The organism is Paenibacillus sp. FSL R5-0527 (assembly GCF_038008055.1).
Lineage (GTDB): Bacteria > Bacillota > Bacilli > Paenibacillales > Paenibacillaceae > Fontibacillus > Fontibacillus macerans.
In genome coordinates, this window is sequence record NZ_JBBOYI010000001.1 from 4535527 (window position 1) to 4560889 (window position 25363).

Here is a 25363-nt window from a genome sequence, read left to right on the forward strand (position 1 = left end):
CTCCTTTGGTTTAGTTGTGGGATGCAGAAAGTGTTGTTTCAAACAAATATTCCAGATACATGCGGGTGACATCGCGTGAAGCGCCTTCATACGAAAAAACGTGATACGCGAAATCAGGCAGGGCATTGACCTCCAGGATGCCGCCGGATGTCTTCGTTATGGGCCGGCCGATATCGGGGCAGCGCATATCGATGCCGGCGACATCAATCTGCAGCGTTCGCGCAGCCTCGATGGCCATTTCGGCGTTGGCCGGGCAGATGGAATCCGTGCGATCGGCGTAAATTTCGCTGATCTCGCCGGCCGGAGCATTGTGAAGATCAAACAGCTCCAGCCGCGCTCCCGCCGGAATAAGATCGTCAAGCGCCGCCCCCTGCTTGTCCAGCACCGCTTTCAGCCGCGGCGAATCCGCCTTGATTTCGGCAAACGCCTCCATTTCGCCGATACCGCGCCGTCTGATTCTCGTTTCATTCAATCGCCGGATCAATTCCCTTACCGAGGAGGAGCCGTCTCCAATGACATAGGCAGGCCGGTATCCGGTGACCGCCGCCACCTTGCCGCCGATGACCAGAACGCGATAATCCGCCCCCGGCACAAATCGCTGAATCAGGATGCTCCCGCTGTATCGGCCGGCTCTTCGGATGGCTTCGACAAGCTGATCCCTGGTCCGGACGTCCAGCGTGACGCCGGCGCTGCCGCTGGCATCAAGCGGCTTGACCACAACCGACGCGCAGGCCTCCAGAAACCGTGCGGCCTTCTCCCCCATCTCCGGCACCACGATAAACGGAGGCACCGGCAGCCCCCGGCGCTGCAGCAAATGGTTCGCCGCTTCTTTATTTTTCGCCAGCAGTCCGGCAATCAACGGCAGACGATGGGATCTCGTTTTGTTGATCACGATGCTCCTGCCCTGGCAAGTGAGCTCCAAAAAATCCTCGCACCCGGCGACAAGCTGGCGGCAGCCGATGCCCATCTCCTCGGCTTTGCTCATAATCAGCCGATTTTGTAAATTTTGGCTTTGCGCCCCGCGCAATGCAATCCCTCCCATCCCCGATAAAGCCACGGTTGTTCCTCATGGTTCCGATAATATAAAAGCATTAATGTAATGATAATGATTATCAATATCATCTGTAATTATCTTACAGGAGGATTATTCGGATTGTCAATTATAAACTTTTAAGGAAATTTAAGTTTTTTCGCGTTCGGGGTTATAAACATTGTCGGAGTACAGGAGTGGAAAAAGGGGGTTAAGCGAGAGGTGGAGAGGTAAAAGTTACTCGGGAAGCTAACGGTTGCAACAGTGGCTATTTTCCAAAAAAAACCTTTTCTGAAATCTAACGGTTATGAGCGACGTTAATTTCCTTAATTTAGGCAAAAATAGCCGGGTATTAGTGAAATAAGCGCCATGGCAACCGTTACAATTTGAAATCAATATTTTTGGAGCAAATAGCGCTTGTGGCAACCGTTAGAATATTTATGTGGCTAGAAATGTATCTTGCCGGATCAGATTTAATGCAACCCTAGTGTATTTTCAGGAAATAAGGACTCTCCGGTCCCTTAGCCGCTTCAGCCTGGACCCTCTGCTCCAGTGCCGTACAGCATGCCGCGCGTGCCGGGGAAGCGGCACTAGCCCCGCAGGAAGAAGCGGCGCTCCCCGGCGCTTCCCTTGTTAACGATTTCGTTTCGGGCATGTCGAGCAATAGTCGTGCGGCGTGTCCGACGTCAGATAATACAAGCAGCACGTTTTGCGCATGCGGATCGGGCTATCGGACTCAGCCTTGATCACTTTGGGGCTGTTGAATTTCTTGATCGGGTTGCGCGGTTCGCCGAAAAGACGCGGCGGCGCGTCATAGAGCAGGTAGCGGTAATCCTCCTCCATCCGCCGCTTTTGCTCGGGGCTGACTCCTTCTTCCGTAAACTTTTTCTCATATAGCCAATAGACATAGATCGCCGTATTTTCCCATAACAACGCTTTGGAGATGCCGGCCGCTTTGGACATGGCGGTCCACACCCGGGACAAGTTTCCGGCAAACATCGTTTCGATTACCCGGTCGCGCCATTCGCTTCTCTGTCCCTCCCCTGGCACACTTACCTGCAGGTCTAAGAGCCTCGCTTTGGGCAGCCACGCCTGCCCCCGGTAGCTCGATTCGATCCAGCCGTTCTCCAAGGCCAAATTCAAGCCCTTGTTGAGGCAGGACATCGCATAGAGTCCGGGTGCGACGACAAGAAAGGCATACCGCTTGGCAAACAGCGAGACGGCGGCAAGCTCGGAATCGGTTTCGAAAATGCCTTTTACCCCGCGAAAATAGGCCAGGCTTTTCTCCGAATCCAGCAAGTCGGCATACGGAATGGAGAAAGTCCTGTTAGGCGAAGAATCCCGGGTTAACCGGTAGTCGGCGGCCAGGATTTCAAATTCTTCCGGTTGCAGCGAGTTGTCTGTAGTCTTGTTCATCTTGAATTTTCCTGCCCCTTCCGTGAGGTATGCATAAAGGTGTTCCAAACAGCGGATCGACGGCGATCTCGCAGTCCATCCGGAACACGGTCCGGACCATCTCCCGGGTCACGATATCCTCCGGTCTGCCCTGCGCGAACACGGTTTTGTTGTGGACCGCGACGATATGATGCGCGTAACGGCAGGCGAGATTCAGATCGTGCAGAACCATGACGATGGTGCGGCCTTCCTGCTCGTTCAGTTCAAACAGCAGATCGAGGACTTCAATCTGATGGCTCATGTCCAGGTACGTTGTCGGCTCGTCAAGCAGCAGCGTTTCCGTGCCCTGCGCGAGGGTCATGGCGATCCAGGCGCGCTGGCGCTGTCCTCCCGACAAGGCGTCCACCGGGCGATCCGCCAGCTCCGACAGACGCGTGGACTCAAGCGCAAGCCGGACCATCCGCTCATCCTCGCGCGACCACTGCTTCAGCCAGCTTTGATGGGGATACCTCCCCTGCCGCACTAGCTGGCTCACCGTAAGCCCTTCCGGGGCGGATGGTCCCTGAGGCAAAATCGCCATTCGCCGGGAGACCTCTTTGGTAGGAAGCCTGGCAATCTCTTCCCCGTTCAGCAGCACCGTGCCTGACCTGGGCCTGAGCAACCGGGCGACGGTGCGCAGCAATGTCGATTTGCCGCAGCCGTTGCTGCCGATCAGCACCGTGATTTTTCCTTTGGGAATCACCAGATTCAGGTTGTCGATCACAGGCTCCGTGCCATAAGAAATGGTCAAGTCCTTTGCTTCCAAGATGCTCACGGTTTCTCCTCCTTCTACATGAGGTTGTTCAAAAAGTCATCCGACTTTTTGAACGCAATTAAAATTGATTCCTGTTCTTAAACAGGAGGTACAGGAAAAACGGCGCGCCAATCCCCGCGGTGAACACCCCTGCCGGGACGTCCAACGGAAGAAACGCCGTGCGTCCGACCAAGTCGGCGCCGAATACGAGCAGCGCGCCGGTCAGCGCCGACACGAGGAGCAGGCTGCCGAACATCCGGCCAGCCAGTTTTCGGGCGATATGCGGCGCGATCAATCCGGCGAAACCAAGCGTGCCGGCCACGGCAACCGCAAATCCGGCGAGCAGGACGCTGCACAGCAGCAGCGTAAAGCGGTGGCGCTCAACGGTGACGCCGAGTCCGGTGGCCAGATCGTCGCCGAATTCCTGCGCGTTCAAACTGCGGGCCAGCCAAAGCGCAAGCGGTACGACGAGCAAAATAACCTGAATTATCGTATAAACATCCGTCCAGGAAGCGCCATACACGCTGCCTGTCAGCCAAATATACGCTTGCCCGGCGGTATAAAACGGACTGATGATCAGCATAAACGTCGTACCGGCGCTGGTGATGGCCGAAATGCCGATGCCGATCAACACGAGGCGGATCGGCGCGACCCCAGCCTTCCAGGCAAGCGCATAGATGACCATCGAGGTCACCAATGCTCCGGCAACCGCAAAGGCCGGCAACAGCTTGATGCTGACCGCCCCGCCCAGCAGCGTCACAAAACCGACGGCAACAGCCGCCGCGCCGCCCGTGATGCCGATGACATCCGGAGAAGCCAAGGGATTGCGGATCACCCCTTGCAAAATGGCGCCGGACATGCCGAGCGCGGCTCCGACCAGCAGGGACAGCAGCACCCGCGGCAGCCTCAGCGTCAGCACGACAAAATCATACTCCCCTGCATTCATTCCCAGAATCGTCCGCAGCACTTCCAGGGGCGAAATCACATCGCTGCCTAGGCTTGTGCCAAGCACAGCGGCGAGCAGGACGAGAAGAACCAGCACGGCGATGACAAGCACCGCTCTCCTCTCCACCTGCAGGGATACCGCTTCCTTCTTGCTGCGGAAGATAAACGTTCCTCTCATATCTTCGTCACCCCCTTGCGGGCAATGTAGACGAAGAACGGTCCGCCAATCAGGGCGGTCATGATCCCAAGCGGGAGTTCCTCCGGCAGGATGATCAGCCGCGCGGTCACATCGGCCAACAACAGCAGCACCGCTCCGCCTATGAGCGAGTAAGGAATAAGCCAGCGGTAGTCATTCCCGACCCATGTGCGCATGATATGGGGCACGACGAGTCCGACAAGACCGATGGAGCCGGCCACGGCCACGGCGCCCCCGGCGAGCAGCACGGTTGCGGCGCCCATGGCCGTCTTGACCAGCACGACGTTTTGCCCCATGCCTTTAGCGATATCATCGCCGGTCAACAGCAGATTGATCGCCCGGCCCATAAACAGCGCGGCCAAAGCTCCCGCGGCCATATACGGCAGAACGGGATACAGCATTTCCAGCGTGCGGCCGCTGACGGAGCCGGCCAGCCAGAACAGCACCTCCTGCAGCCCGGTCCCGTCCAGAACGAGCACCGCCTGCGTAAAGGACGAGAACAAGGCGCTAATCGCCGTCCCGGCCAGCACAACCTTGATTGGGGTCAAGCCGTCCCGCCCGATGGAGCCGAGCGTATACACAACGGCCGCCGCAATGGCAGCCCCGGTAAAGCCAAACCACATCATCGCATTTAACGAGGAGACCGACAGCACCACATTTGCAAGCACGATAAAAAATATCGCCCCGGCATTGATGCCAAACACGCTTGGAGAAGCAAGCGGATTGCGTGTCAACGCTTGCATGAGCGCACCCGCAACCGCCAGGCTGGCGCCGACAACGGCGGCGATCACCGTCCGGGGCAGCCGCTCGGTACGGAGCACGATATGCGGGGTGGATTCTTCATCATAATGTTTGAACGCTTCCACCGCCGTGGAAACCGTAATTTCCGTGCGGCCGTAAATCAGGCTTGCGGCACCCGCCGCGGCCAGCAGCACCAGCAACGCCGCCAGCCCTGCAATCTTGGATTTCCCTTGTGCAAACAGGGGCAACATGTCCTCACTCTTTCCCCTTAGTTCAGTTTGAAATACTCATACAGACCATCGAGCAAAAGGTTGGCCGACTTGTAACCGCCCCCGAGGTTCCATATCACCTCATCCACCTGGACAAACTGGTTGTTTTTGACCGCATCCAGATTGGCCCACAGCTTGCTTTTTGTCCATTCCTCGTAATTCTTCTGGACGGCTTCACCATCCGCACTGTAATTGAAGTTAAAGATCATGTCCGCATTCATATCCGGAATGGCTTCCTTCGAGGCAAGCTCGACACCCCAGATATCTTCGTCATGACCCGGAGGTCTTGTAAAGCCAAGCTCTTGCAAAATTTGGCCGGCATAACCCATATAGTAAATCCGCACCTGATCGGCTCTGAAATTGGTGATCGTAGCTTCAATCGGCAGGCGATCGCCCATCTTCTCTTTAAAGTCGGCCACTCTCGCCTCCCAATCGGACAACAGCTGATCGGACTTGTCTTCAAGGTTCAACGCCGCGCCCGCCGTTTTCAGCGTTTCCTTCCAGTCGTACAGCGTCTCCAGCATCACGGTCGGCGCGATTTGGGACAACTGCTCATAAATGTCCTCATGCCGCGTCTTATTGGCGATAATCAGATCGGGCTTGAGCTTATGTATTTCCTCCAGGTTCGGCTGAGTCTCCTGCCCGACGATGGGCACGCCTTCCAGATCGGCCCGCAAATATTCATAGACAGGCTGCTGCGCCCAGGATTCGACCACTCCGGCCGGCTTCACCCCCAGGGCAACCACGACATCGTTCGCCCCTTGGAACAGGGTGACGACTTTTTGCGGTGTTCCCTTAATCTCGGTTTCCCCCATCGCATGCTTAATGATCCGCGTCTCTTCCCCGGCACTGCTATCCGTTCCCCCGTTTGCGGCGCTGCCCGCGTTCACGCTGGCGCCCGCCGCCTGGCTTGTATTTGCCGTTCCTTCCGCCGCCCCGCCGGCGGCTCCGCAGCCTGCCAACATCGTAAAGATCAACACAAGCGCCATATGACTGAAAAATGATTTGTTGAACCTGAACATCATTGCTTTCTCCCCCATTACATTCTAAATGATAATGAATATCAATATCAGTTAGATTGTAATGGAGGCTGGAACATTATTCAAGTGTTCTTTCAAATTTTTATTAAAAAAATCACGAGCCGCAAGGGCATTTTCTCCCCCGCAGCTCGCCAAATTCGATATACCCGCTATTCGTCCGATCAAATCAACTCTAAGCCGGCTCTCCAATCACTTTCCATTGCTGGATGCCGGTTGACGCGGCTGGCTTGGCCTTCATCGTTAACCGGATTTTCGTCGTTGTCACCGGGTCGAAGGCAGTCACATTATACTGATCCGGAAGCACGCCATATGCGGATGGGTTCGGCACCTGCACCCAAGCATTTCCGTTCCAGTATTGCAAGTAAAAAGACTCCGGCAGATCGATCCCCTGATTATCGTCAAACCAGTACACTTCGCTGGACGAGATCTTAACGGGACGGTTGAAGTCATATTGAACCCACTGCTCGGTTCCGGGGTTATCCCAGTTGCCGTACACCGGGTGTCCAAGGTCTGCCGAGCTTTCCGGTTCGTACTCGTCATTCAGCCCGGCCAGGCTTTCCCAAGGGGATACGTAGGAGGTGGAGGCCGTTCCATTGACGGCTACGTTTTCTGTCGGGGCTCCTCCCTGTCCGACGTTGATGGTGAATTGTTTTTGCACCGGGGTACCCTTTTCGTCGTAATCGCGAAGCTGCACGGTAAACCGGTAGCTTCCTTGGGCATTGCCGGATACGGTACCTTTGATTTCACCGGTAAAGCGGTCCAAGCTCAGACCCCCGGGCAGCGAGCCTTGCGTAATCGTCCAATCGTAGAAAGGAACCCCGCCCTCGGCCTGCAGCTTCAATGCGTAATTCCCTCCTGGCGTTGCGTTAGGAACAGAGATATTTTTGATGGACGGACTCAGGAAAGGCGTCAGCTCGCGATTTAATTTCCAGCCCGCTTTTTCCGCAATCAGCAAGGCCAGTTTGGTCAGCATCCAGCGCTTATTGTCGTGAAAAAGATGGTTATATCCGCCGTTCTGGCCGCTGAGCCGATCCCAATACTGCTGATCTCCGGGAATATGGTAGCTATTGTCCAGCGGTACAGGAACGCCTTGGTAGGCTATAATATTGTCCGCCGTTCTCCAGCCGCCGCGCTCGTAGGCCGCCATCCCTTGCCAGCTATCGGAATACGCGACCGCGTGGCCAAACTCGTGCATGATCAGGCCGTATACGTCCGTGCGCGTACTCGACATTTCCGACAGGTACCATTCCTCGTCATTTAGCGAAGCAAACGGGGTCGCGGTATCGTAAAAATCAAGGATCGTTAGCAAGGAACGATGGATATTGCCCGGCACGGTCACTCCGCCCCGCTTGTGATATTGTCCGTTGTTCGCCGGTCCGCCGGTCGAATAGGGGCCGTTGAGTCCTCTCAAGTAGATCCACATCCCGTTGTAAGGCTCGTTGTTGGTTGCGGCGACATGCCCGTTGAAGCCATCCTCCGGCAGCCAGGTCGTTTCCGCGTTGGCCGGCACGGTATCAAACGGCTCCATATCGAAGAAATAGAACCAGTCCTTGATCGCCTGCTCACCGGCTGCACGGATCGCGGGATTGCTGAAATAGGGCTGAACCGTGTCGTATCTGTAATCGAATTTAAGCGGCAGCTCCGGCTCCCTGTTATCGTCCTGATCCAGGACGCGAATCGGAGTGGTTTGCGTGCGGGAGGCGCCATTCGCGCCGGTCACCGTCAGTTCCAGCGTGTAATGTTCGATTTCACCGTTTCCGCCGATCCGGTCCGGTTGGATCTCAAGGTAAAAAGGCTTGCGATCGCCGGCGTTTTGGAACGACAGCGTCTTGGCCGCCCCGTTTGCGCTAAAAGTGCTGGGACGGTCCAACATCAATCTGGAGCTGCCTTTGGCCTTAATGTTTATGGTCAAAGGATAAGCGGCGTTCCGCGGCGGAACAAGCGTTAGTTTGACAAAAGGATTGGCGATATACCCTTGCCAGTCTACCAGCTCCACGCCGTAATTGTTCAGGGTTCTCCCGAAAATATCGACAATTTCCGCCTGATCGTCAAGCTGCTGCGGCTCCGCCGGCTCGGCGGCGGCCGGTAAAGCGAATAAGGAAACCGTTAACAGAATGCTCATCCATAATGAGACCCATCTTTTCATCCTTTATCCCCTTCCTTGTTTATAGCTCAACCTAAAAATACGGCGGTTGACGGCCGGCTCTAGCTGCTGCTTTGGCTAACCGTCATCCCTCAAAAATAGCGGCACTTTATGATCTTATTGTCCGGAGCCAGGCCTGTTCATCCCCGTTAGCGGCGTTTTTTGTCCTTATTTTCCTGTGAATGGCGCAGAGCTACCGGCATTTCCTTGCGACGGGAGAATATAGCGGCATAAAATGCCTCTATTTCTTTCAAATGCACGGATATCGCCGGAATAACGTCATTTTTTGTGCTTATGTTTTTCTCTTGCGCTTAGTTCATTTGCTCATTGAACCCTTCACTTCAGCCCGCAGGAACGCAGCGTATTGCTTATAAACCCGCTCTCTGGCATCAGCGATGCCCGGTTGAAATTGAATCAACGCGGAGGAGCGCACGCGCCGGACCTGCTGCGCCGCTTCAAGCAGCTTGCTTTCCCTGCGGGTTCCCAATACGCCCGCATCGCCGCATACGGCCGCGGCGGCCAGCCGCCCCTGGGCCATAGCCACCAGCGCGCTTTCGATCCCGGTAATATTGCCGGCGACATACAAGCCTTCCACCGGGGTTTGCAATTGCTCATTGTGAAGCGGAATATGGCCGCCCAGCTCCGGTACATGCACAAATGGGCACCCGGCCACCGCGGCCAATTCCGCCAGCGGATATAATCCCCCCGCCAGCGCCGCGAAATCCACCCGCTCCTCCCGCTCGCTGCCGGGGATGACCTCGCCGGTTCCGGTTACATCCGCCAACGTTACGGATTCCACCCGGTCCGTACCGTTAATGGATATGGCCGCCGTCCGCAGCAGTAACGGAATATCCCATATTTTCATCCCGCTGCGGGGGAAAAACCGGGCCGCCGGCCTCGCGATCCCTAAGCTGCCCGCGATCTTTCCGCCGATTCGCATCAGCGGCGAAGGCGCCAGATGGGCGAGGCCCATCAACTTCGCCAAAACGGCCTTGGGCAAGGCGTCTTCACCGGACAAGGGACCCGGCCCGGGCAGCACAATCCCGGCGATCGGCACTCCGCTGACCGCCAGCTCCCGGGCGATGGCCATGGCGAGCGTGTTAACGCCGATAATCAGTCCGCGCCGGCCGGGCTTCACGTAGTGCACATTGGCCAGCACCTGGGCCGCGCCGATCGACATCACGCCGGGCAGCGTCCAGCCGGGGCAGGGCCGGGGAATTTCGGCGGCGCCCGTAGCGAGCAGGATGCGCGCGGCCGTTAGCGTTCCGCCGGTCGTTCTTACCACCCAGCGGTCATCCTGCCTGGCCATACCGTAAACGGATATGCCGCAGCGGATTTCAACCCCTAGGGCAGCGCATTTTTCCAGCAGTTGCTCAGCTTCCCGCCGGCCTATCCACCAGTGCCCTTTTTCCTCGTGAAACTGGCCCAGCATACGCCCGCCCGGTTCGGGGAACTCATCCAGCACGACTACGCCGAGCCCATGGCCGGCCGCTTCGGCCGCGGCCGACAATCCCGCCGGACCGGCGCCGACGATCAGCAGGTCGAATAGCGGGGACTTCGTCACGGCCGTTTCCTCCCCGTTATTTCATTGGGCAGCCGCCGCCCCTCGGAAATGCGCATCCCCGCCTCCAGCGGGGTAAGGCAGGAGCGCACCGGCCCCTTGCCTTCCACATCCAGCCGGCATTCCATACAATGGCCGATGGCGCAGTACAGCCCGCGGGGACTGCCGGATTCCTCGTGCCTGCGTAAAATGCGAATCCCGGAGGCGAGCAAAGCGGCGGCGATCGGCTCCCCTTGCCGTCCCGTCAATACCTTGCCGTTAAAAGTAAAACTCACCGTTTTACCCGGCGTTTTCTGCGGACCCAGAATCGGGTGGTCTATGATCCGTTCCACTACTCTCCCCCCCTTGCCAGTTGGCCGAAAGTGACGGGCCGGATCGGCGGTCGGCAGGCCAGCAGCTCGGCATCGCGGGAGGACTCGGGATCTTTTGCGTGAATCCAGGTTTCCAGCAGGTTCCTGCATACCCGGCCCTGGCAAGCGCCCATCGCGGCCCGCGTTTTCATCTTCAGTTGCCGGGAGGTGCGGCATCCCGACGCATAGGCCGCCTCCAATTGTTCCAGCGTCACTTCTTCGCAGCGGCAAATCACCGTGGATCGTCGTTGCATATCGTAAGCCTCCTAAAAAGTCCGTGTTCAAAAGACATGTTTTGAGCACCAAGAAGGTTGGATCAAGCTAGGGTCGAAAGGAGCGGAGCGTACGTTTTGGGTACGTGAGCACCTGAAATGTTTCCGGAGGAAACATGCTTCGGAAGCATATGCTTGGCCCGGCTGAATTCAAGATTCGACGCCCGATCCGCTTCTTGTCCTGCTCCGTGATAAGAAAAACTCTATCGATGAACAATCAAAGAAGACAGACCGCCTTGATGAAGTTTTTCTTGCGATTTAAGGAAGAAAATCTCCGGTGGTTATTCATTCTTAAATCTTCAAAAGATGACCCTAAAAATAACGGATAGCGCAGGTCTTCAGCTCTGTGTAGAAATCCAGGGCGGCTTGCCCCTGTTCGCGCGTGTGCGAGCTGGACAGCTTCAGGCCGCCAAACGGGGCCTGATACTCGACGCCCGCCGTCTCCTGATTGACGCGGACCATTCCGGCCCGGGCTTCGTCGAGGAACCGGTGAGCAGAGGACAAATCCCGGGTGAATAAAGAAGCGCTCAAGCCGTAAACGGACTGATTGCACAAAGCGACGGCCTCCCTGAAATCGGACGCTTCCAGCACCACGGCGACCGGTCCGAAAATCTCCTCCTGAATCAGCGGATGCTCCGCGTTCAAGCCCGCCGCCACCAGCGGCCGAATGTAGTAGCCTTCCCGGTCATCCGCCGCTGCCGGACCTTGAGCCAAGATTTCGGCATGCTCCCAAGCCAGCTGCACATAGGAGTTCACCGTTTCGTATTGGCCTGCCGAAGCTACCGGTCCCAGGTAAGCCTCCGGGTCAAGGGCCGGGGCCAGCTTGAGCCTGGATACCGCTTGCGTCAACGCTTCGGTAAACGAATCGTAAATGCCGGATTCCACGATGATGCGGCTGGTCGCCGTGCATTTCTGGCCCGCCGAGCGGAAAGCGCCGCTGACGATCAGGGGCACGGTATGCTCCAGATCGGCGTCGCTTAGCACCACGGCGGCATTTTTGCCGCCCATTTCGGTTTGATATTTGATGTTGCGTTTGGCGCAGGTCTCGGCGATGTGCGTACCGGTGGCCGTGGAGCCGGTAAAGCTGACCGCGTCCAAAGCGATTTGCTCCAGCAGCGGACCGCCGATTTTACCGCCTTTGCCGACGACCAGATTGACGACACCGGGCGGAAGTCCGGCTTCGGCGAAAATTTCCGCCAGCCTGGTCGCGGTCAAAGAAGCGGACTCGGCCGGTTTCCAGATCACCGTGTTGCCGCAGATCAGCGCCGGCGCTATTTTCCATAGCGGAATGGCTACGGGAAAATTCCAGGGGGTGATAATTCCGACCACCCCAAGCGGCACCTTCCGGCTATACTGCAAAACATCCGGCTCGCTGGAAGGGATCACCGCCCCGCTTGCCCGTACTCCTTCTGCGGCATAGTAACGCAGCAGGTTTACGCCGCGCATGACTTCGCCGCGCATTTCCGTAATCGGCTTGCCCATCTCCATGCTGGCGAGACGGGCCACCTCGGCCGCCCTCGCCTCCAAAGCGGCCGCCAGCCGCTGCAAATGCTCGCCTCTTGCGGCCCCCGTCAAGCGGGACCAGGAAGCGTATGCCGAACGTGCCGCCTGCTCCGCCTGTCTGACGTGCGAAGCGTCGGATAAATGAAGCACGCCTACTTCCTCGCGGATGTCGGACGGATTAACCACGGCGCACTCCCCTGCCGCAGGGACGATCCATTCTCCTCCGATCCAATTCCGGCTGTGTACCATTGACGATTTTGCCGATTCTTCCTGTTTCAAGCTCATTCCAAGCTCCCTTCTTTTGTTTCCTTTTTGGACGCTTCCTTTTTTGGACTCAACCCAGAAATCGGCGCTTGGCTGCAAAGTCGGTTGGCTATCCATTCGTTTTGAGTTAACGGTTCTGCATCCAGGTTTTTCAGTCTTTCGCTAACGGTCGTAACCTGCGCTAATTAGCCGAAAAGACGAGATTCATTATCTGACGGTTGCACCCGCGCTTATTTGGGTGAAAAAGGGGCGAACCTTTGAGATAAGCCAAAATAAGCTCTGTCGCAACACTAGCGTTACATTAAATCCGACAAGATACATTTTCTCGCCACCACATTCTAACGGTTGCCACAGCCGCTATTTGCTCCAATATCGCCGTTTTCAAATTCTAACGGTTGCCATAGCGCTTATTTAGCTAAAACCCGGCTATTGGGGATCAGATTAGAGCAGATAACCGCGCTCACAACCGTTAAAGTTTAGAAAGGGTCTTTTTTGGCAAAATAGCGACGGATACAACCGTTAGATTTCTGGCGTGATCTCAAATGGAATTGCGGGCAAGGCGTACCAGAGATTTTGTGCAGGCGTTAATGCAACGCCAGTGCTGACGCAACAGTTAAATTTGGTTTTCCCTGCATTTTATCGACTTAGCGGCGCTCATAACCGTTTGGAATGACGCCGGCCTTGCTTGAAGGGGCTGCGCCGTCCTGATGTCAAACGCCGCTTTTGCTTCTGCTCCCTTTTTTGTGCCGATTCCTTCTTAATGCCCCTTGTTCGTGCGACTGCCGGTTAATTGGCCGGTTGTTTATGGCGGGTCGCCTGCTCAAACGCTTGTTTAATCACCTCGCAATCGGACTCCGGCAAAGGCAGGCGCGGCGGGCGGGTCGGCCCGGCCGGGAATCCGGCCAGCTCCATCATGTACTTGATCGACTGGACGAGCTGGGGGCTGGCGTCGAAGTGAAGCAGCGGGAGCAGCCGGCGGTACAGCTCGGTTGCTTCCCGGACCTTGCCTTGTCTGGCCAGGCTGAACAGCTCCACGCCTTCCTTCGGCAAAGCGTTCGGCACCCCGGAGATCCAGCCCGTCGCTCCGAACAGCGCGCCCTCCATGGCCAAATCGTCGACGCCGATCATCACTTCCAAATCCGTATAGGCCAAAATATCGTGAACGCGGCGGATGTCGCCGGAAAACTCTTTGACGGCCACTATATGCTCAAGCCCGGAAAGTTTGGCCAGCAGCTGCGGGGTCAAGTCGACCTTGTAATCATGCGGATTATTGTAGGCGATGATCGGCAGCCCCACCTCGTTGAGCGCCGCGTAATGGGCGATGACCTCATGCTCCAGCGGCCGGTAGTTGATCGGCGGCAGCGCCATCACGCCGGCAGCCCCCGCTTCCTTCGCATGCTTCACCCACTCGACGGCCTGCCGCGTAGAAGGCGCGGCGGACCCGGGCACCACCGGCACCCGCCCGGCCGCGGCCGCGATCACGGTTTCCACAACCTTGGCCCGCTCTTTGCCGGTCATGGTCGCGTATTCCCCCAGTGAGCCGGCTGGAACCAGACCGTTCACCCCTTGTGAAATCAGCCAGTCGCAAAGCTCGGCCAAACGCTTGTAGTCCACCTCGAAGCTGGCGGTAAACGGCGTGACGATGGCCACGTAAACTCCTTCAAATCTAGGCATAACGCGCTTTCTCCCCTCTTTTCATTTATTCATGCAATAAAATATTAATCTAATTAAGAATAAAACCTTCAGGCAGCGGATCGGCCGGATCCAGCAAAAAATTCATAAAACCTAAGACATGGGCGGTTCCCGTAAACCGCGGGATAACGACCCTGCGGCCGGAAGCCGCCGTTTCCCCGGCAATGCTCCCGACCGCTTGGGCGCCGGTGATCCCCTCGTAGACGACCTGCTGGCCCCGCGCCAGCAATCCGCGGGAATAGAGAACCGCCAAATGAGCGCAAACCCCGGCTCCGCCCGGCGACCGGTCCAGCTGTTCTCCGGCGAATACAGCCGCGCTACGGTAGACGATCCCGGACGAATCACGGTCATCAGGCCGATCATCAGCCCGGGCTTTAAGACGGGACTCAAGACAGGTTTCAACATGGGCTTCAGCATGGGGTTCAATATGGGGTTCACAGCGGCCATCGTACTCAGCTTCCCTCCGATAAAAAAACACGCCGTAAATCCTCCCATTCCCGTCCGCCAGCGGATGTTCGACTTGCAGCCGCCCTTCCGCCGCCTCGCGGATCAGCCGCGCCCATTCCCGCAGCTTGGGCAGCGGATATCCCCCGCTTACGCCGGCAAGCAAGGAAGAAGCATCGGCGACGGCGTACATCTCGCCGCTGAAGGCGATATCGATCCTTACCTCCGCGCCTTCAACATTCACCCGAAAGGGCGCGGCGTAAACGAAGCTCGGAACCGATTCGACCGTAACCAAGCGGACTTCTCCGCCTTCGCAATCGGCTACCGCACGCACCGTTCCGGCCGGGCAATCGATCAGAATACCCGCGGCGGCCTTGGAAGGCTCCAACTGCCCTGTGGCGGTCCAGGCCGCAACCGCGGCGATAATCCCGTGGCCGCTGATGGCCGAAAGGCCCTCCTGATCCAAGAACAGCAGGCCGAACCGCGCTTCCTTCGTCACCGGCGCCGTAACGACCGCCCCGGTCATCGCCCCGTGCCCCCGCGGCTCGGCCAGCAGCAGCTTCCTTACGGCATCGAAGTTCCGCCGGAAAAACTCCGTCCTCTCCCGCAGCGAAGCTCCTTCCAGCGGCGGCAAGCCGCCGGTGACGATCCTAAGCGGCTCGCCGCCGGAATGCGTATCGATCGCCGCATACCAATTTTTCATTCTCATGTACACCGGCCCCCGAACCCATTAGAGTAGTTCAAAAAATCTGACATCCTGACTTTTTGAACTCGAACTATCAAAGCAGAAAGAATCCCCGATTCAGCTCATCCCGAGCTTGTAAAACAAACTGGTGAAAGCCGGTCACCCAAGCCGCCCCGGAGATTTGCGGTATAACCGCCGGCAGGCCGCCTACCATTGTTTCTTCCACAATCTTGGCTCGGAACAGCGAGCCCACGATGCTCTCATGGACAAATTCCTGCCCTTTGCCAAGCTCCCCCTTGGCGTGAAGTACGGCGACCTTGGCCGAAGTTCCCGTCCCGCACGGTGAACGGTCGATCCCCCCGGGAGGCACAACCACGGTATTCCGGCAGTGGGCCGACGGCGATACCGGATCGCTGTAGAACTCGATATGGGTAAGCCCGCGAATGACCGGGATTTCCGGATGCACCACCTCAACCTGGCGATTCACGGCCTCGCGGATCTTGACGGCCAATCCTATGATTTCCGAGCCCTGGCCGGGAACCAGGGGAAGGCGAAGCGGCCGCGCGTCGACCAGTCCGTAAAAATTGCCGCCATACGCAATGTCCACGGAGATTTCGCCTAGCCCTTCGACATCTACCAACACATCCCTTTTGTATAAAAAAGAGGCGATATTCATGAACGTTACCTGCTTCACCTTCCCGTCCTCGATCTCCAGCCTCGCTTCCACAAGACCCGCCGGGGTGTCGAGCCGGATGACGTCTTGACTGTCAGGATAAATTCCTCCCTCAATCAGCGCGGTGCAAAGGCCGATCGTATCATGTCCGCACATCGGCAAATATCCGCCGGTTTCCATAAACACCACCCCGATGTCGGCCCGCTCGTCGCAAGGCGGGGTCAAAATGCAGCCGGACATCACCTCATGTCCCCGCGGCTCAAACATCAGCGCGGTGCGGAAATCGTCGTAATGCTCGGACATGTAAACCATCTTTTCCGTCATCGTCCTTCCGATCAGCTCCGGCGCTCCGCCGGTCACGGTGCGGGTCGGATTCCCGCCCGTATGGGTATCGATCGTGCTCACCAGCTTGGAAAATCCCATACTCATAACACCACCTCCTAATGGCGGGCAACAGAGCGGCGAAAACGGTCATAACGGAGCGGCTCGACCGGGATGCACGTCTCGGCGCCGCTTAACATTTCGCTCATCACCTTCCCCGTAACCGCGGCCAGGCTGATGCCGTCCCCTTCATGTCCTGCCGCCACATAAAATCCGGGGACTTCGTCGACGGCGGAAACGATCGGCAAATGATCGGCCGTCCAGGGACGCAAGCCCGCGTACGTCCGCAGCAGCGGGATCCGCTCCAGCACGGGAAAGAAGCGGATCGCCCGTTCCGCAATCAGCCGGATCACCTCCTGGTCGACGCGGCTGTCTTCCCCCGCGAATTGGCGGCTGGAGCCGATCAGGAAGTTTTGCGAAGCGGTCGGTTCGAACACGAGCGCGATGCCGTACTGTTCGAACCTCGGGTCCACCTTGCGCGTTCCGCCGAATTTGCTGATCAAATAGCCGAATTCCATCACTTTCCGCTTCCCGATGCTCTCCCAGCGGGAGGCGACGAGAATGTGGCCCTTGCGGGGTTCGATCGGAATATCTATCCCGGCCATTAGCCCGATCCGCTTCGCCCATACCCCGGCGGCGTTAATGACAAATTTTGCGCGGATTGTGCCGCCGGAGGTTTCCACCCCGCGAATTCCGCCCTTCTCATCCAGCAGCAGCGCCGTCACGGGCGTATGGGTTCGCAGCCTTGCACCATGGCGGCGGGCGGTGGCAGCAAGTGAATAGGTTAAGAGGACCGGGTTCACCGTAGAATCCGTGGCGCATTCCAAGCCCCCCGGCAAATCGTCCGCCAGAAAGGGCCACTCCTCCCGCAGGTCCTGCCGGTCCAGCATGCGAAAAGGAAGGCCCGCTTCCCGCTGGCGCGCAACCCAGCTCTCGGCGGCCTGCATCTCTTCATCGGTCTCGCACACGAGGATGCTGCCGGGGGCCCGGTATTCGAATTCTTCATCAAGCTCCCGGGCCCACTCCGCCACCAACTGCTGTGATTTCAGGGACATTTGGCTGTCAAAGCCGGGGTCCTTGTCGATCGCCAAAATATTGCCGTCGCATTTGGACGAGGTGCCCCCGGCGATTTCGCCGCGCTCGACCACGATCACGTCCATGCCGGCTTTCGCCGCATAATAGGCGATGGACATGCCGATGATCCCGCCGCCGATGACAACGACTTCCGCAGCCACCGAATTCATGAACGATAGTCCCCCCTTCTTTTACAGAGGTTGTTGAACCCGCATTATAAGACGATCAGTTCTTTGCTTGATTTCGTCAGCACTTCAATGCCGGTCTCCGTCACGAGAATGTCATCCTCAATGCGGACGCCGCCGAAATCGGGGATATAAATCCCGGGCTCCACCGTCAGGATCATCCCCGGCTCGAGCACGTCCTCCGTTTTTTGCGAAAACCGCATCGGCTCGTGGATTTCCAAACCAAAGGCGTGACCGAGGCCATGGCCGAAATAGTCGCCGTACCCGTAGCCGGCGATACAATCCCTGGCCAGCGCATCGCCTTCCTTCCCCGTCATGCCAGGTTTGAGCCCCTCCAGGGCGGTCCGGTTGGCCTCCAGCACGATCCGGTAGATCTCCTGATGGCGCTCCGTAGGCTCGCCGATAAAGACGGTCCGCGTTAAATCGGAACAATATCCTTCGTAGTTCGCCCCGAAATCGAGGGTTACGAACTCATTGACGCCAAGCGGCTTGTCGCTGGCCAAACCGTGCGGCAGCGCGGAGCGCACGCCGGAAGCGACGATCGTGGGATACGCCGACGAAATCGCCCCGTTTTTGCGCATGAAGTATTCCAGCTCCGCAGCCACCTCCCGTTCGGTAACGCCCGGCTTCATAAAGCCCAAAATATAGTCGAAAGCCTTTTCCGTAATCTCGATCGCCCGCCGGATATGCGCCTGCTCCCGCTCGTCTTTGATGCCGCGTTGCTGTTCGACGATATTGTCCGTCGGCACCAGCTCGAATCCCTGAAAACACTTTTCATATGCCTCATATCCCGCGTAGGTCACGTGATTTTTCTCGAACCCTAATTTCGCAACGCCGGCCCCGGCCAGTTTCTCCCGGATCAGTTCAAGCGGGTCGCCCGCCGCCTGTACAACTTCGTATTCACGAGCCTGCTGGGACGCCTGGCTGGTATAACGAAAATCGGTCACCAGCAAGGCCCGGTCCTGCGTAATCACCACCGTGCCGGCGGTGCCGGTGAAGCCGGTAACATATCTGCGGTTATAGGGGCTTGCGATCAATAGTCCGTCGATCCCCTGCCGCTTGAGCGCTGCCCGTACCTTTTCAAGACGCTGTGCTTCCATGGATTGCACCCTCCCTCTCATCTTTTCAGACCGAACCTCATACGCATGCATCCTGTGTTCAGCCTTTCATCCCGGTTAACGTAATGCCTTCGATAAAATAACGCTGCCCGATAAAAAACACGATGATCACCGGCAAAATCACCACGGTCGAAGCGGCCATCAGCAAGTGCCACTGCGCGCTGTGCAGCGACTGAAACATTTGCAGGCCCAGCGCCATCGTAAATTTGCTTTCCTCATTTAAGTACACCAGCGGGCCCATAAAATCGTTCCACGAATTCATGAAGGAAAACAAACCGATGACGATCAGCGGCGGCTTCGACAAAGGAATGATGATCCGGGAAAAAACCGTCCACGGACCGGCCCCGTCCATAAAAGCGGCTTCGTCCAAATCCCGCGGGATGCCGGCATAAAACTGCCTTAACAGAAAAATGTCGAAGGCCGAGCCGAACCACACCGGCAGGATAAGCGGGACGTAAGTGTTAATCAGATCGGCCAGCTTCCAGCCGATAAAGGTCGGAATCAGCGTGACCGCACTGGGCAGCATCATGCTCGACAGCAGCAGCCCGAAGAAGAACTTTTTGCCCGGCCAGCTTAACCTGGCGTAGCTGTAAGCCCCAAGCGAACTGCTGATCAGCGCTCCGGCCAAGCAGCCGATGGTGATGGTTAACGTGTTGCGGAAAAAACGGAAGAAATCGATCGTCGTCAAGGCCTCCACATAGTTCTGCAAGCGAAAGGGCGAAGGTATCCACCTTGGCGGCATTTCAAAAATTTGCAGCGAACTCATCATCGAACTGCGGACCAGCCAAAATAACGGCAATAGACAAAAGCAGGCTCCTAAAATGAGGATCGTGTAAACGGTCAGCTGCGAGATTCGGCGGCTTCTCCGCATAGGCGCTACACCTCGCTTTCATAGAACACCCAGGATTTGGATGTGCGGAAGAAGATGACCGTGACCAGCAGAATGATCATAAAGAGAATCCAGGCAATCGCCGACGCCTGCCCCATTTCCCCGAATTGAAACGCCTGCCGGTAAATGTAGTAGTTATAGAACAGACTGGCATTGTTGGGCCCGCCCTGGGTCATAATCAGCGCCTCGGTAAACACCTGAAAAGCTCCGATCGACCCCATGATCAGATTGAAAAATATAATCGGCGTCATCATCGGGATTGTGATATGGCGAAACTTCCGGAGCGGACCGGCGCCATCGACGATGGCCGCTTCGTACAAGGACCTCGGCACGCCCTGCAGGCCCGCCAGGAAAATAATGATCGTGCTCCCCATCCCCCACAGGCTCATCAGCACGATGGAAGGAACCACGGTGGTTTCGGAATACAGCCAATCGAGCGTCGGCAGGTTCAAGGCTTCCAGGAAGCTGTTGAACAGGCCCAGGTCCGGGCTAAACAGCCAAATCCAAATCATCGAGGACGCCACCGCGGGCACGATGGCCGGCAAATAATAGATCGTGCGGAACACGGATTTGCCGCGGATAAACTCCATGTTCAGCAGAAACGCAACGATAAACGAAAAGACCAGTCCGAGCGGAACGCGGAGCACGACATATTTGAAGGTGACCCATAGCGAGTTGTAAAAATATTGATCCGTGCCGTCGAACAGCCGCGTATAATTCGCCAGCCCGATGAATTTGGGCGCATTTACGATCCGGTAATCCGTAAAGCTGAGCAACAGACTGGCGACCATCGGCAAAATGACGAACAGCATCAGCCCGCAGATACTGGGCAGGGCGAACAGGATGCCTGCTAAAGCGATACGGCGTTTATGAAGAATAGCAATCCCCCCAATCCGGATGAATGGATAAGCCTGGATATTACTTGCCGTAATATCCTTGAATCAGCGGCTGCACCTTGGGCTCCACCCCCTTCAGCGCTTCTTCGGCCGTCATTTTGCCCGTCCAGACCAAGTCGAGAGCCGGCGTTACCAAGGCATTGATTTTGTCCAGGTTCTTCACTTCAAAGCCAGGGGTGCGGATGCCGTTTTCAATCGTCTGCTTCATATAGGCTTCGGTGTATCCTTCCGGATGCGCCTTGTTCCCGGCGGCCCATTTGTTAATCAGGTCCGGATTCGTGTACCATTCTTTTTTCAGCGGCATCCATAAGCCGCCTTCGATCAGCGGCAGCACCGATTCGGGGTCGGCCATATATTTGTACAGCAGCCAAGCTTCCTCCGGGTGCTTGGTCGATTTAAAAATGACCGTCGGCGCCCCGTCCAACAGGGTATTGCTGACTTTAAGCTTCGGCAGCACCCCGACTCCCAAATTAAAATCCTGTTCCGCAAACGCTTGCAAAGCCCAGTTCCCGGAGACCGTCATAGCGACTTTTTTCGTTTGCAGCGCCGTATCGGGCAGGTTTTTGGTTTGCATCGGAGTGGGCGAAACATGGTGAACATACATCAGATCCGCCAGCTTTTGAATCGCCTCGATCGCCTCCGGCCGGGCCAGCCCAAACCCTTTTCCGTCCTCCGTCAAAAAGTTGCCGCCATTAGATACCACCGCCGCCATCATGTTGTAAGGATCGTACTGAAGTCCGTACTGCCTGATTTTGTCCGGGTTGAAGTTGGGATCGAGCGCATTTCTCCCCTGGTCGTCCAGCGTTAATTTTTTGGCGTATTCCACAAACGTATCCCAATCCCAGGCTTTATCCGCGTCGGTCGGGGGTAGCGGTGCGCCCGCTTCCAGCAGCAGATCCTTGTTGTACATAAGCCCGTATCCTTCGACTGCGGTGCTCATCCCGATGATGTTGCCGGGAGCGATTTCGTACCAGACCTGGTCGAGATAATCCTCCTTTTTAAATTCCGGGTCCTTGTCGATCAGCGGGGCGAGATTGAGCAGCTTCCCGTCCGCGCCCCAGCTTAAAGCGGCCCCGGACGACAAGTAACCAAGATCCGGCGCGACATTCCCCGCCACCATCGTCGTCAGTTTGGTTAAATAATCGGCCGGGACGTGCATCGGCTCGACATTAATCCCGGTGGCCTGCTCAAAACGTTCGAGCGCTTCCGTCACCGTTTTTTTCTCGATCGTATCTCCCCAGAAGGAGAATTTCAGCGTAACCTGCTCTTTACCGCCGTCCTGGCCGCCGCCCCGGCTTTCTTCGGAGGTTCCCCCGCTATTCGAACAGGCCGCCAACACGACGGCAACGGTAAGAGCCGCCGCTAACATCCTGCCCGCGAAACGCCTAGCTCTCTTCATCCTCTAACCCTCCATTCAGCAAAAATGATTTGTATATTTATTGTAAAAAAGCACGGTTCTAAAAAGAATTCGAACATTTTTGGATTGGTGGAGGATTTTTATTTGTTGGATAAAGGAAGACGGAGGTGAACGGTGGTCCCTTTCCCTTCTTGCGAAGTCAGGGTTACACCATAGGCCTCCCCGTAAATAAGCTTGATTCTTTTGTCCACGTTTTGTATGCCGATGGAGCCGCTCTCCATTTGGGTTAATTGCTCCAATCTGTGAGCGGGAATGCCGATGCCGTTGTCTTCCACCGTGAACACGCGCTCCCCCTCCTCCACCCGGCCCCGGATCAGAATCCTTCCCCCGGTGTGCAGGCGGGAAAAGCCGTGGACAATCGCGTTTTCGACGAACGGCTGCAGAAACAGCTTGGGAACTTGATACGAATAAAGCTCGGGGGAGATGTCATAGGTGACGGTAAACTTGCCCTCAAAACGTTCGTTCGTGAGAAAGAGATAATGCCGGAGCCAATTTAAATCCTCCGCCAAATCGCCGGTGTCGCGGCTGTTTTCGGAGGTGTACTGCAGCATGGCGGACAAGCTGACGATCATCCGGCTCAGCTCCTTCTGATCGTTTTCCAGCGCCGTCCAATTCATGATGTTTAAGGTGTTGTACAAAAAATGCGGATTCAGCTGGATGTTGAGCGACATGATTTGCGTCTCTTTTTCCCTGAGCTTGACCTTGTAGTTCTCTTCGATTAAATTTTTGATTTTTGCATTCATCTGGTTGAATTTATGAATCAACAGCCCCATCTCGTTGTAGGACTCGACCGGGACGCGGGTATCGAATTCCCCTTCGCCCGTCTTTTTGATCGCGCGCAGCAGTTGATGAATCGGCCTGGTGATGGAATTGGCGAACATAAGCGCCAGCAGGAGCGAGAAGATCAGCAGAAATAACGCCAAATAGAAGGTATAGGATTTGATCTCCGGCAAAAAAGCGGCCCCCAAAGCTTCCGGCGAGATGGTGACTCCCGAAATCCAGCCCGTTACTTCGGAGGTATCAAAGCAAACGATCAGCGGCTGGCCGTTCTTGATCATCGTTAAGGTCCCGCTTTTCAGTTTGGCCATTTCCTCCAGCCAATCCGGTTTAAAGCCGGCGTGTTCCCGCTCCGCGTTCGAACCGGCGACCAGCTCTCCCCCCGGGCTCATGATAAAAAAAGAAGCTCCTGCGGAAGGGAGCGCACTTTCGAAGCGGGCACGGTAATAGTCCGGCCGGTAAGTGATGACCAGCACCGGGAGCTCGGCTTTACCCTGCAGCTCGATCACTTCGCCGTTGTTGATTTCGAACAGTTTGAGCAGGCGCACCCCGGCCAGCAGCCGGAAGTATTCCGGCGGATTGGACGGATTGATTTCCCGCTTGAACATTTGCGCAAACGAAAAGGTAGGGACCCACGCCATTCCCCCGTCCGCTTTTACCGCCGCCTGGTATAGACCGGTCTCGTCAAAATCTTCATAAGGGATCAAAGCGGAAGCACCTGTGGGGCCGATGTTGGAATAGCTGGTGATCAAATGGATCGAATACATGTCCTGCAAATCGGGAAAGTATTTGTTGAGCGCCCGGCTTACCTTTTTTTCCATCGTAATCATGCTGTATTCGTCCCCCGGATTCGCGTGCAAATATTGCTCGTACAATACCTGTTCCGCGATCAGGGCGAGGCTGCTTTCCTCCAGCCGGGCAAGCTCCGCGTCGATGATTTCGTTGTTTTGCTTGACGATGGAGTAAAGGTTTTGCCGGGCGAATTCGGAGACGGACTCCCTGCTGGAGAAGTAATATTTAGAGCTGAGGATGCCAAGCGGAATCGTGATGATGAGGGCATAGGATAAAAAAAGTTTGGTCCTGTAGCGGAGATCCTTGAATCGCGGCAAACCGTAACGTCCTCTCAAATGACATCCCTTCCTTATTTAGCGAATGGCGGACAGGCGGCGGTATTCTTCCGGACTTGCGCCGAATTCCTTGCGGAACAGGCGAATAAAATACTTTACATCTTTATAACCTACGTTTTCGGCAATTTGGTAAACCTTTTGCGAGGTATGCAGCAGCAGTCTTGCCGCCGCCTTCATGCGGGTTTGGGTAATGTATTGGTGGATGGTCATACGCGTATGCGTTTTGAAAAGGTTGCAAAAATACGAAGGATTGAAATAAAACTTCACGGCCAGCGTGCTTAGCGACAAATCTTCTTCATGGTAATGCGTGTCAATATAGGTTTTGCAGCTTTCGATAATCGGTTCGGCTTTACATTGCTTCGGGTTATTCGGGCGGTCGTCAAACTCGAAGAGCCATTCCCGGGCCGCCTTCGAGGCGGCGAGACGCACGGCGCCTGCTTGTTGCTCCGCTTTCGCCAACAGCGGCGCGATTTTATGCTCTTCCACCGGCTTGAGCAAATAATCGCAGGCCCCAAGTTGCAGCGCGCGCTGCGCATAGGCAAACTCCGAATACGCGCTCATAATAATGACGCTTTCGTTCCCGCCGCGACGGGCCAAATGCTCCATGAATTCGAGCCCGCCCATCACCGGCATTTGAATGTCCGTAAAGACCAGGTCAACGGGATGTACGCTGATGCTTTCAAGCGCCTCCGCACCGTCCCTGGCATGAAAAATGTTGCACTTCGGATTCAGCCCCTGAAGCATCCGCGACAGCCCTTTCCGGTGCTTCGGTTCGTCGTCCACGACCAAAATGTTCAGCATTTTCCATCCCCTCTTTTTTGCCGTCAGGCTTTGGAATCGGAGCAAAACACCGACAAATACTTGACTTCATCCGTCAGCGGCGTATATTTATGATTTTCAAAAGAGTCGAAATACAAGCTGTCGCCGGCGTTTAGCGTATACGCTTCGTCGCCTACGTAATAGATCATGGTGCCTTCCAGCACATAAATAAATTCCTGTCCGACATGAGACAGCGTCCGTTTCCCGGCCTTTCCTTTCCTGGCCACGAAATAAAACGGCTGCATCAATTTCTCCGGCCGTTCCGCCGCAATCGCGGAAAAGGAATACCCTTTGTCGGTGCGGACCATTTTATCCAAGCTCGCCGCTTTCGTGGTGTGTACGGTGCCATGCAGATCGCTGTCGTCAAGCAGCACGGAGACTTTGGTTCCCAACGCTTCGGCAATCTTGATGAGCGTGCCGATCGGGGGCACCGTTTTCCCGTTTTCGATTTTGGACAACAGGCTTTTCGTAAACCCGCAGGCCTTGGCGATGTCGTCCAGACTCCGGTTTTGTGATTTACGGATCTTTCGGATTTTACTGCCCAATTCCACGTAAGATATCCCCTAAATAAAAATGAATTCAACTTGGTTTAATCAAATGAAACAACATTTAATTGGAATTGTCAATAAATTTTAACAAATAGACATGGATAATTTAACACATCTGTGATTCTTGTTATACCTA

The 25363-nt window shown here is 56.2% G+C and carries 22 protein-coding genes; all 22 read right to left on the bottom strand.

The window, feature by feature from the left end; genetic code table 11:
- Positions 1-10 precede the first annotated feature (10 nt).
- The 22 genes from NYE69_RS19995 to NYE69_RS20100 all read right to left on the bottom strand — a co-directional run bounded on the left by NYE69_RS19995 (position 11) and on the right by NYE69_RS20100 (position 25230).
- On the bottom strand, positions 11-1057 hold the full coding sequence (locus tag NYE69_RS19995; RefSeq protein ID WP_340927564.1) for an ATP-grasp domain-containing protein: 1047 nt from the start codon (positions 1055-1057) through the stop codon (positions 11-13).
- Between the two features lie 606 nt (positions 1058-1663).
- On the bottom strand, positions 1664-2446 hold the full coding sequence (locus NYE69_RS20000) for an IucA/IucC family C-terminal-domain containing protein (RefSeq protein ID WP_340927566.1): 783 nt from the start codon (positions 2444-2446) through the stop codon (positions 1664-1666).
- Positions 2403-3239, bottom strand: coding sequence for an ABC transporter ATP-binding protein (locus tag NYE69_RS20005; RefSeq protein ID WP_340927569.1), 837 nt, complete (start codon positions 3237-3239; stop codon positions 2403-2405). The genes NYE69_RS20000 and NYE69_RS20005 overlap by 44 nt, the downstream gene beginning before the upstream one ends.
- A gap of 58 nt (positions 3240-3297) precedes the next feature.
- Positions 3298-4341, bottom strand: coding sequence for a FecCD family ABC transporter permease (locus NYE69_RS20010; protein ID WP_340927571.1), 1044 nt, complete (start codon positions 4339-4341; stop codon positions 3298-3300).
- Positions 4338-5351 (bottom strand): FecCD family ABC transporter permease, encoded by a 1014-nt coding sequence (locus NYE69_RS20015; protein WP_278739323.1) that lies wholly within the window; start codon positions 5349-5351, stop codon positions 4338-4340. Before NYE69_RS20015 ends, NYE69_RS20010 begins: the two co-directional genes overlap by 4 nt.
- 17 nt (positions 5352-5368) lie before the next feature.
- Entirely contained in the window at positions 5369-6391 is a 1023-nt protein-coding gene (locus tag NYE69_RS20020) for an ABC transporter substrate-binding protein (protein WP_340930454.1), read from the bottom strand.
- A 190-nt stretch (positions 6392-6581) separates the two neighbouring features.
- Positions 6582-8555, bottom strand: a complete 1974-nt coding sequence (locus NYE69_RS20025) for an Ig domain-containing protein (RefSeq protein ID WP_340927572.1) — start codon at positions 8553-8555, stop codon at positions 6582-6584.
- A gap of 313 nt (positions 8556-8868) precedes the next feature.
- The gene (locus tag NYE69_RS20030; protein WP_340927574.1) at positions 8869-10116 is read right to left on the bottom strand and encodes an NAD(P)/FAD-dependent oxidoreductase; all 1248 of its coding nucleotides are present in this window, start codon (positions 10114-10116) and stop codon (positions 8869-8871) included.
- Positions 10113-10445 carry a (2Fe-2S)-binding protein gene (locus NYE69_RS20035; protein WP_326048021.1) on the bottom strand — a complete coding sequence of 111 codons (333 nt, stop codon included), beginning with the start codon at positions 10443-10445 and terminating at the stop codon, positions 10113-10115. The genes NYE69_RS20030 and NYE69_RS20035 overlap by 4 nt, the downstream gene beginning before the upstream one ends.
- A complete protein-coding gene (locus tag NYE69_RS20040; protein ID WP_036622859.1) occupies positions 10445-10717 on the bottom strand; it encodes a (2Fe-2S)-binding protein in 273 nt (90 codons plus the stop codon). The genes NYE69_RS20035 and NYE69_RS20040 overlap by 1 nt, the downstream gene beginning before the upstream one ends.
- Positions 10718-11047: 330 nt before the next feature.
- Complete coding sequence (locus NYE69_RS20045) at positions 11048-12523, bottom strand: aldehyde dehydrogenase family protein (protein ID WP_340927575.1); 1476 nt, start codon at positions 12521-12523, stop codon at positions 11048-11050.
- Positions 12524-13288: 765 nt separating this feature from the next.
- Entirely contained in the window at positions 13289-14176 is an 888-nt protein-coding gene (locus tag NYE69_RS20050; RefSeq protein ID WP_340927576.1) for a dihydrodipicolinate synthase family protein, read from the bottom strand.
- Between the two features lie 49 nt (positions 14177-14225).
- A complete protein-coding gene (locus tag NYE69_RS20055; RefSeq protein ID WP_340927577.1) occupies positions 14226-15347 on the bottom strand; it encodes a proline racemase family protein in 1122 nt (373 codons plus the stop codon).
- 70 nt (positions 15348-15417) lie between these two features.
- A complete protein-coding gene (locus NYE69_RS20060; RefSeq protein WP_340930456.1) occupies positions 15418-16419 on the bottom strand; it encodes a proline racemase family protein in 1002 nt (333 codons plus the stop codon).
- Positions 16420-16436: 17 nt separating this feature from the next.
- Entirely contained in the window at positions 16437-17621 is a 1185-nt protein-coding gene (locus NYE69_RS20065) for an NAD(P)/FAD-dependent oxidoreductase (RefSeq protein ID WP_340927578.1), read from the bottom strand.
- Positions 17622-17665: 44 nt separating this feature from the next.
- The gene (locus NYE69_RS20070) at positions 17666-18736 is read right to left on the bottom strand and encodes a M24 family metallopeptidase (protein ID WP_340927580.1); all 1071 of its coding nucleotides are present in this window, start codon (positions 18734-18736) and stop codon (positions 17666-17668) included.
- Between the two features lie 58 nt (positions 18737-18794).
- Positions 18795-19625, bottom strand: a complete 831-nt coding sequence (locus NYE69_RS20075) for a carbohydrate ABC transporter permease (RefSeq protein ID WP_036622854.1) — start codon at positions 19623-19625, stop codon at positions 18795-18797.
- Positions 19626-19630: 5 nt separating this feature from the next.
- The gene (locus tag NYE69_RS20080) at positions 19631-20455 is read right to left on the bottom strand and encodes a carbohydrate ABC transporter permease (RefSeq protein ID WP_340927581.1); all 825 of its coding nucleotides are present in this window, start codon (positions 20453-20455) and stop codon (positions 19631-19633) included.
- A 106-nt stretch (positions 20456-20561) separates the two neighbouring features.
- Positions 20562-21938, bottom strand: a complete 1377-nt coding sequence (locus tag NYE69_RS20085; protein ID WP_340927584.1) for an ABC transporter substrate-binding protein — start codon at positions 21936-21938, stop codon at positions 20562-20564.
- Positions 21939-22036: 98 nt separating this feature from the next.
- Positions 22037-23860: a cache domain-containing sensor histidine kinase gene (locus NYE69_RS20090; RefSeq protein ID WP_340927585.1), complete on the bottom strand. Its 1824-nt coding sequence runs from the start codon at positions 23858-23860 to the stop codon at positions 22037-22039.
- An 18-nt stretch (positions 23861-23878) separates the two neighbouring features.
- Positions 23879-24661: a response regulator transcription factor gene (locus NYE69_RS20095; protein WP_340927586.1), complete on the bottom strand. Its 783-nt coding sequence runs from the start codon at positions 24659-24661 to the stop codon at positions 23879-23881.
- 23 nt (positions 24662-24684) lie between these two features.
- Complete coding sequence (locus NYE69_RS20100; RefSeq protein ID WP_340927587.1) at positions 24685-25230, bottom strand: helix-turn-helix domain-containing protein; 546 nt, start codon at positions 25228-25230, stop codon at positions 24685-24687.
- Positions 25231-25363: the final 133 nt, after the last annotated feature.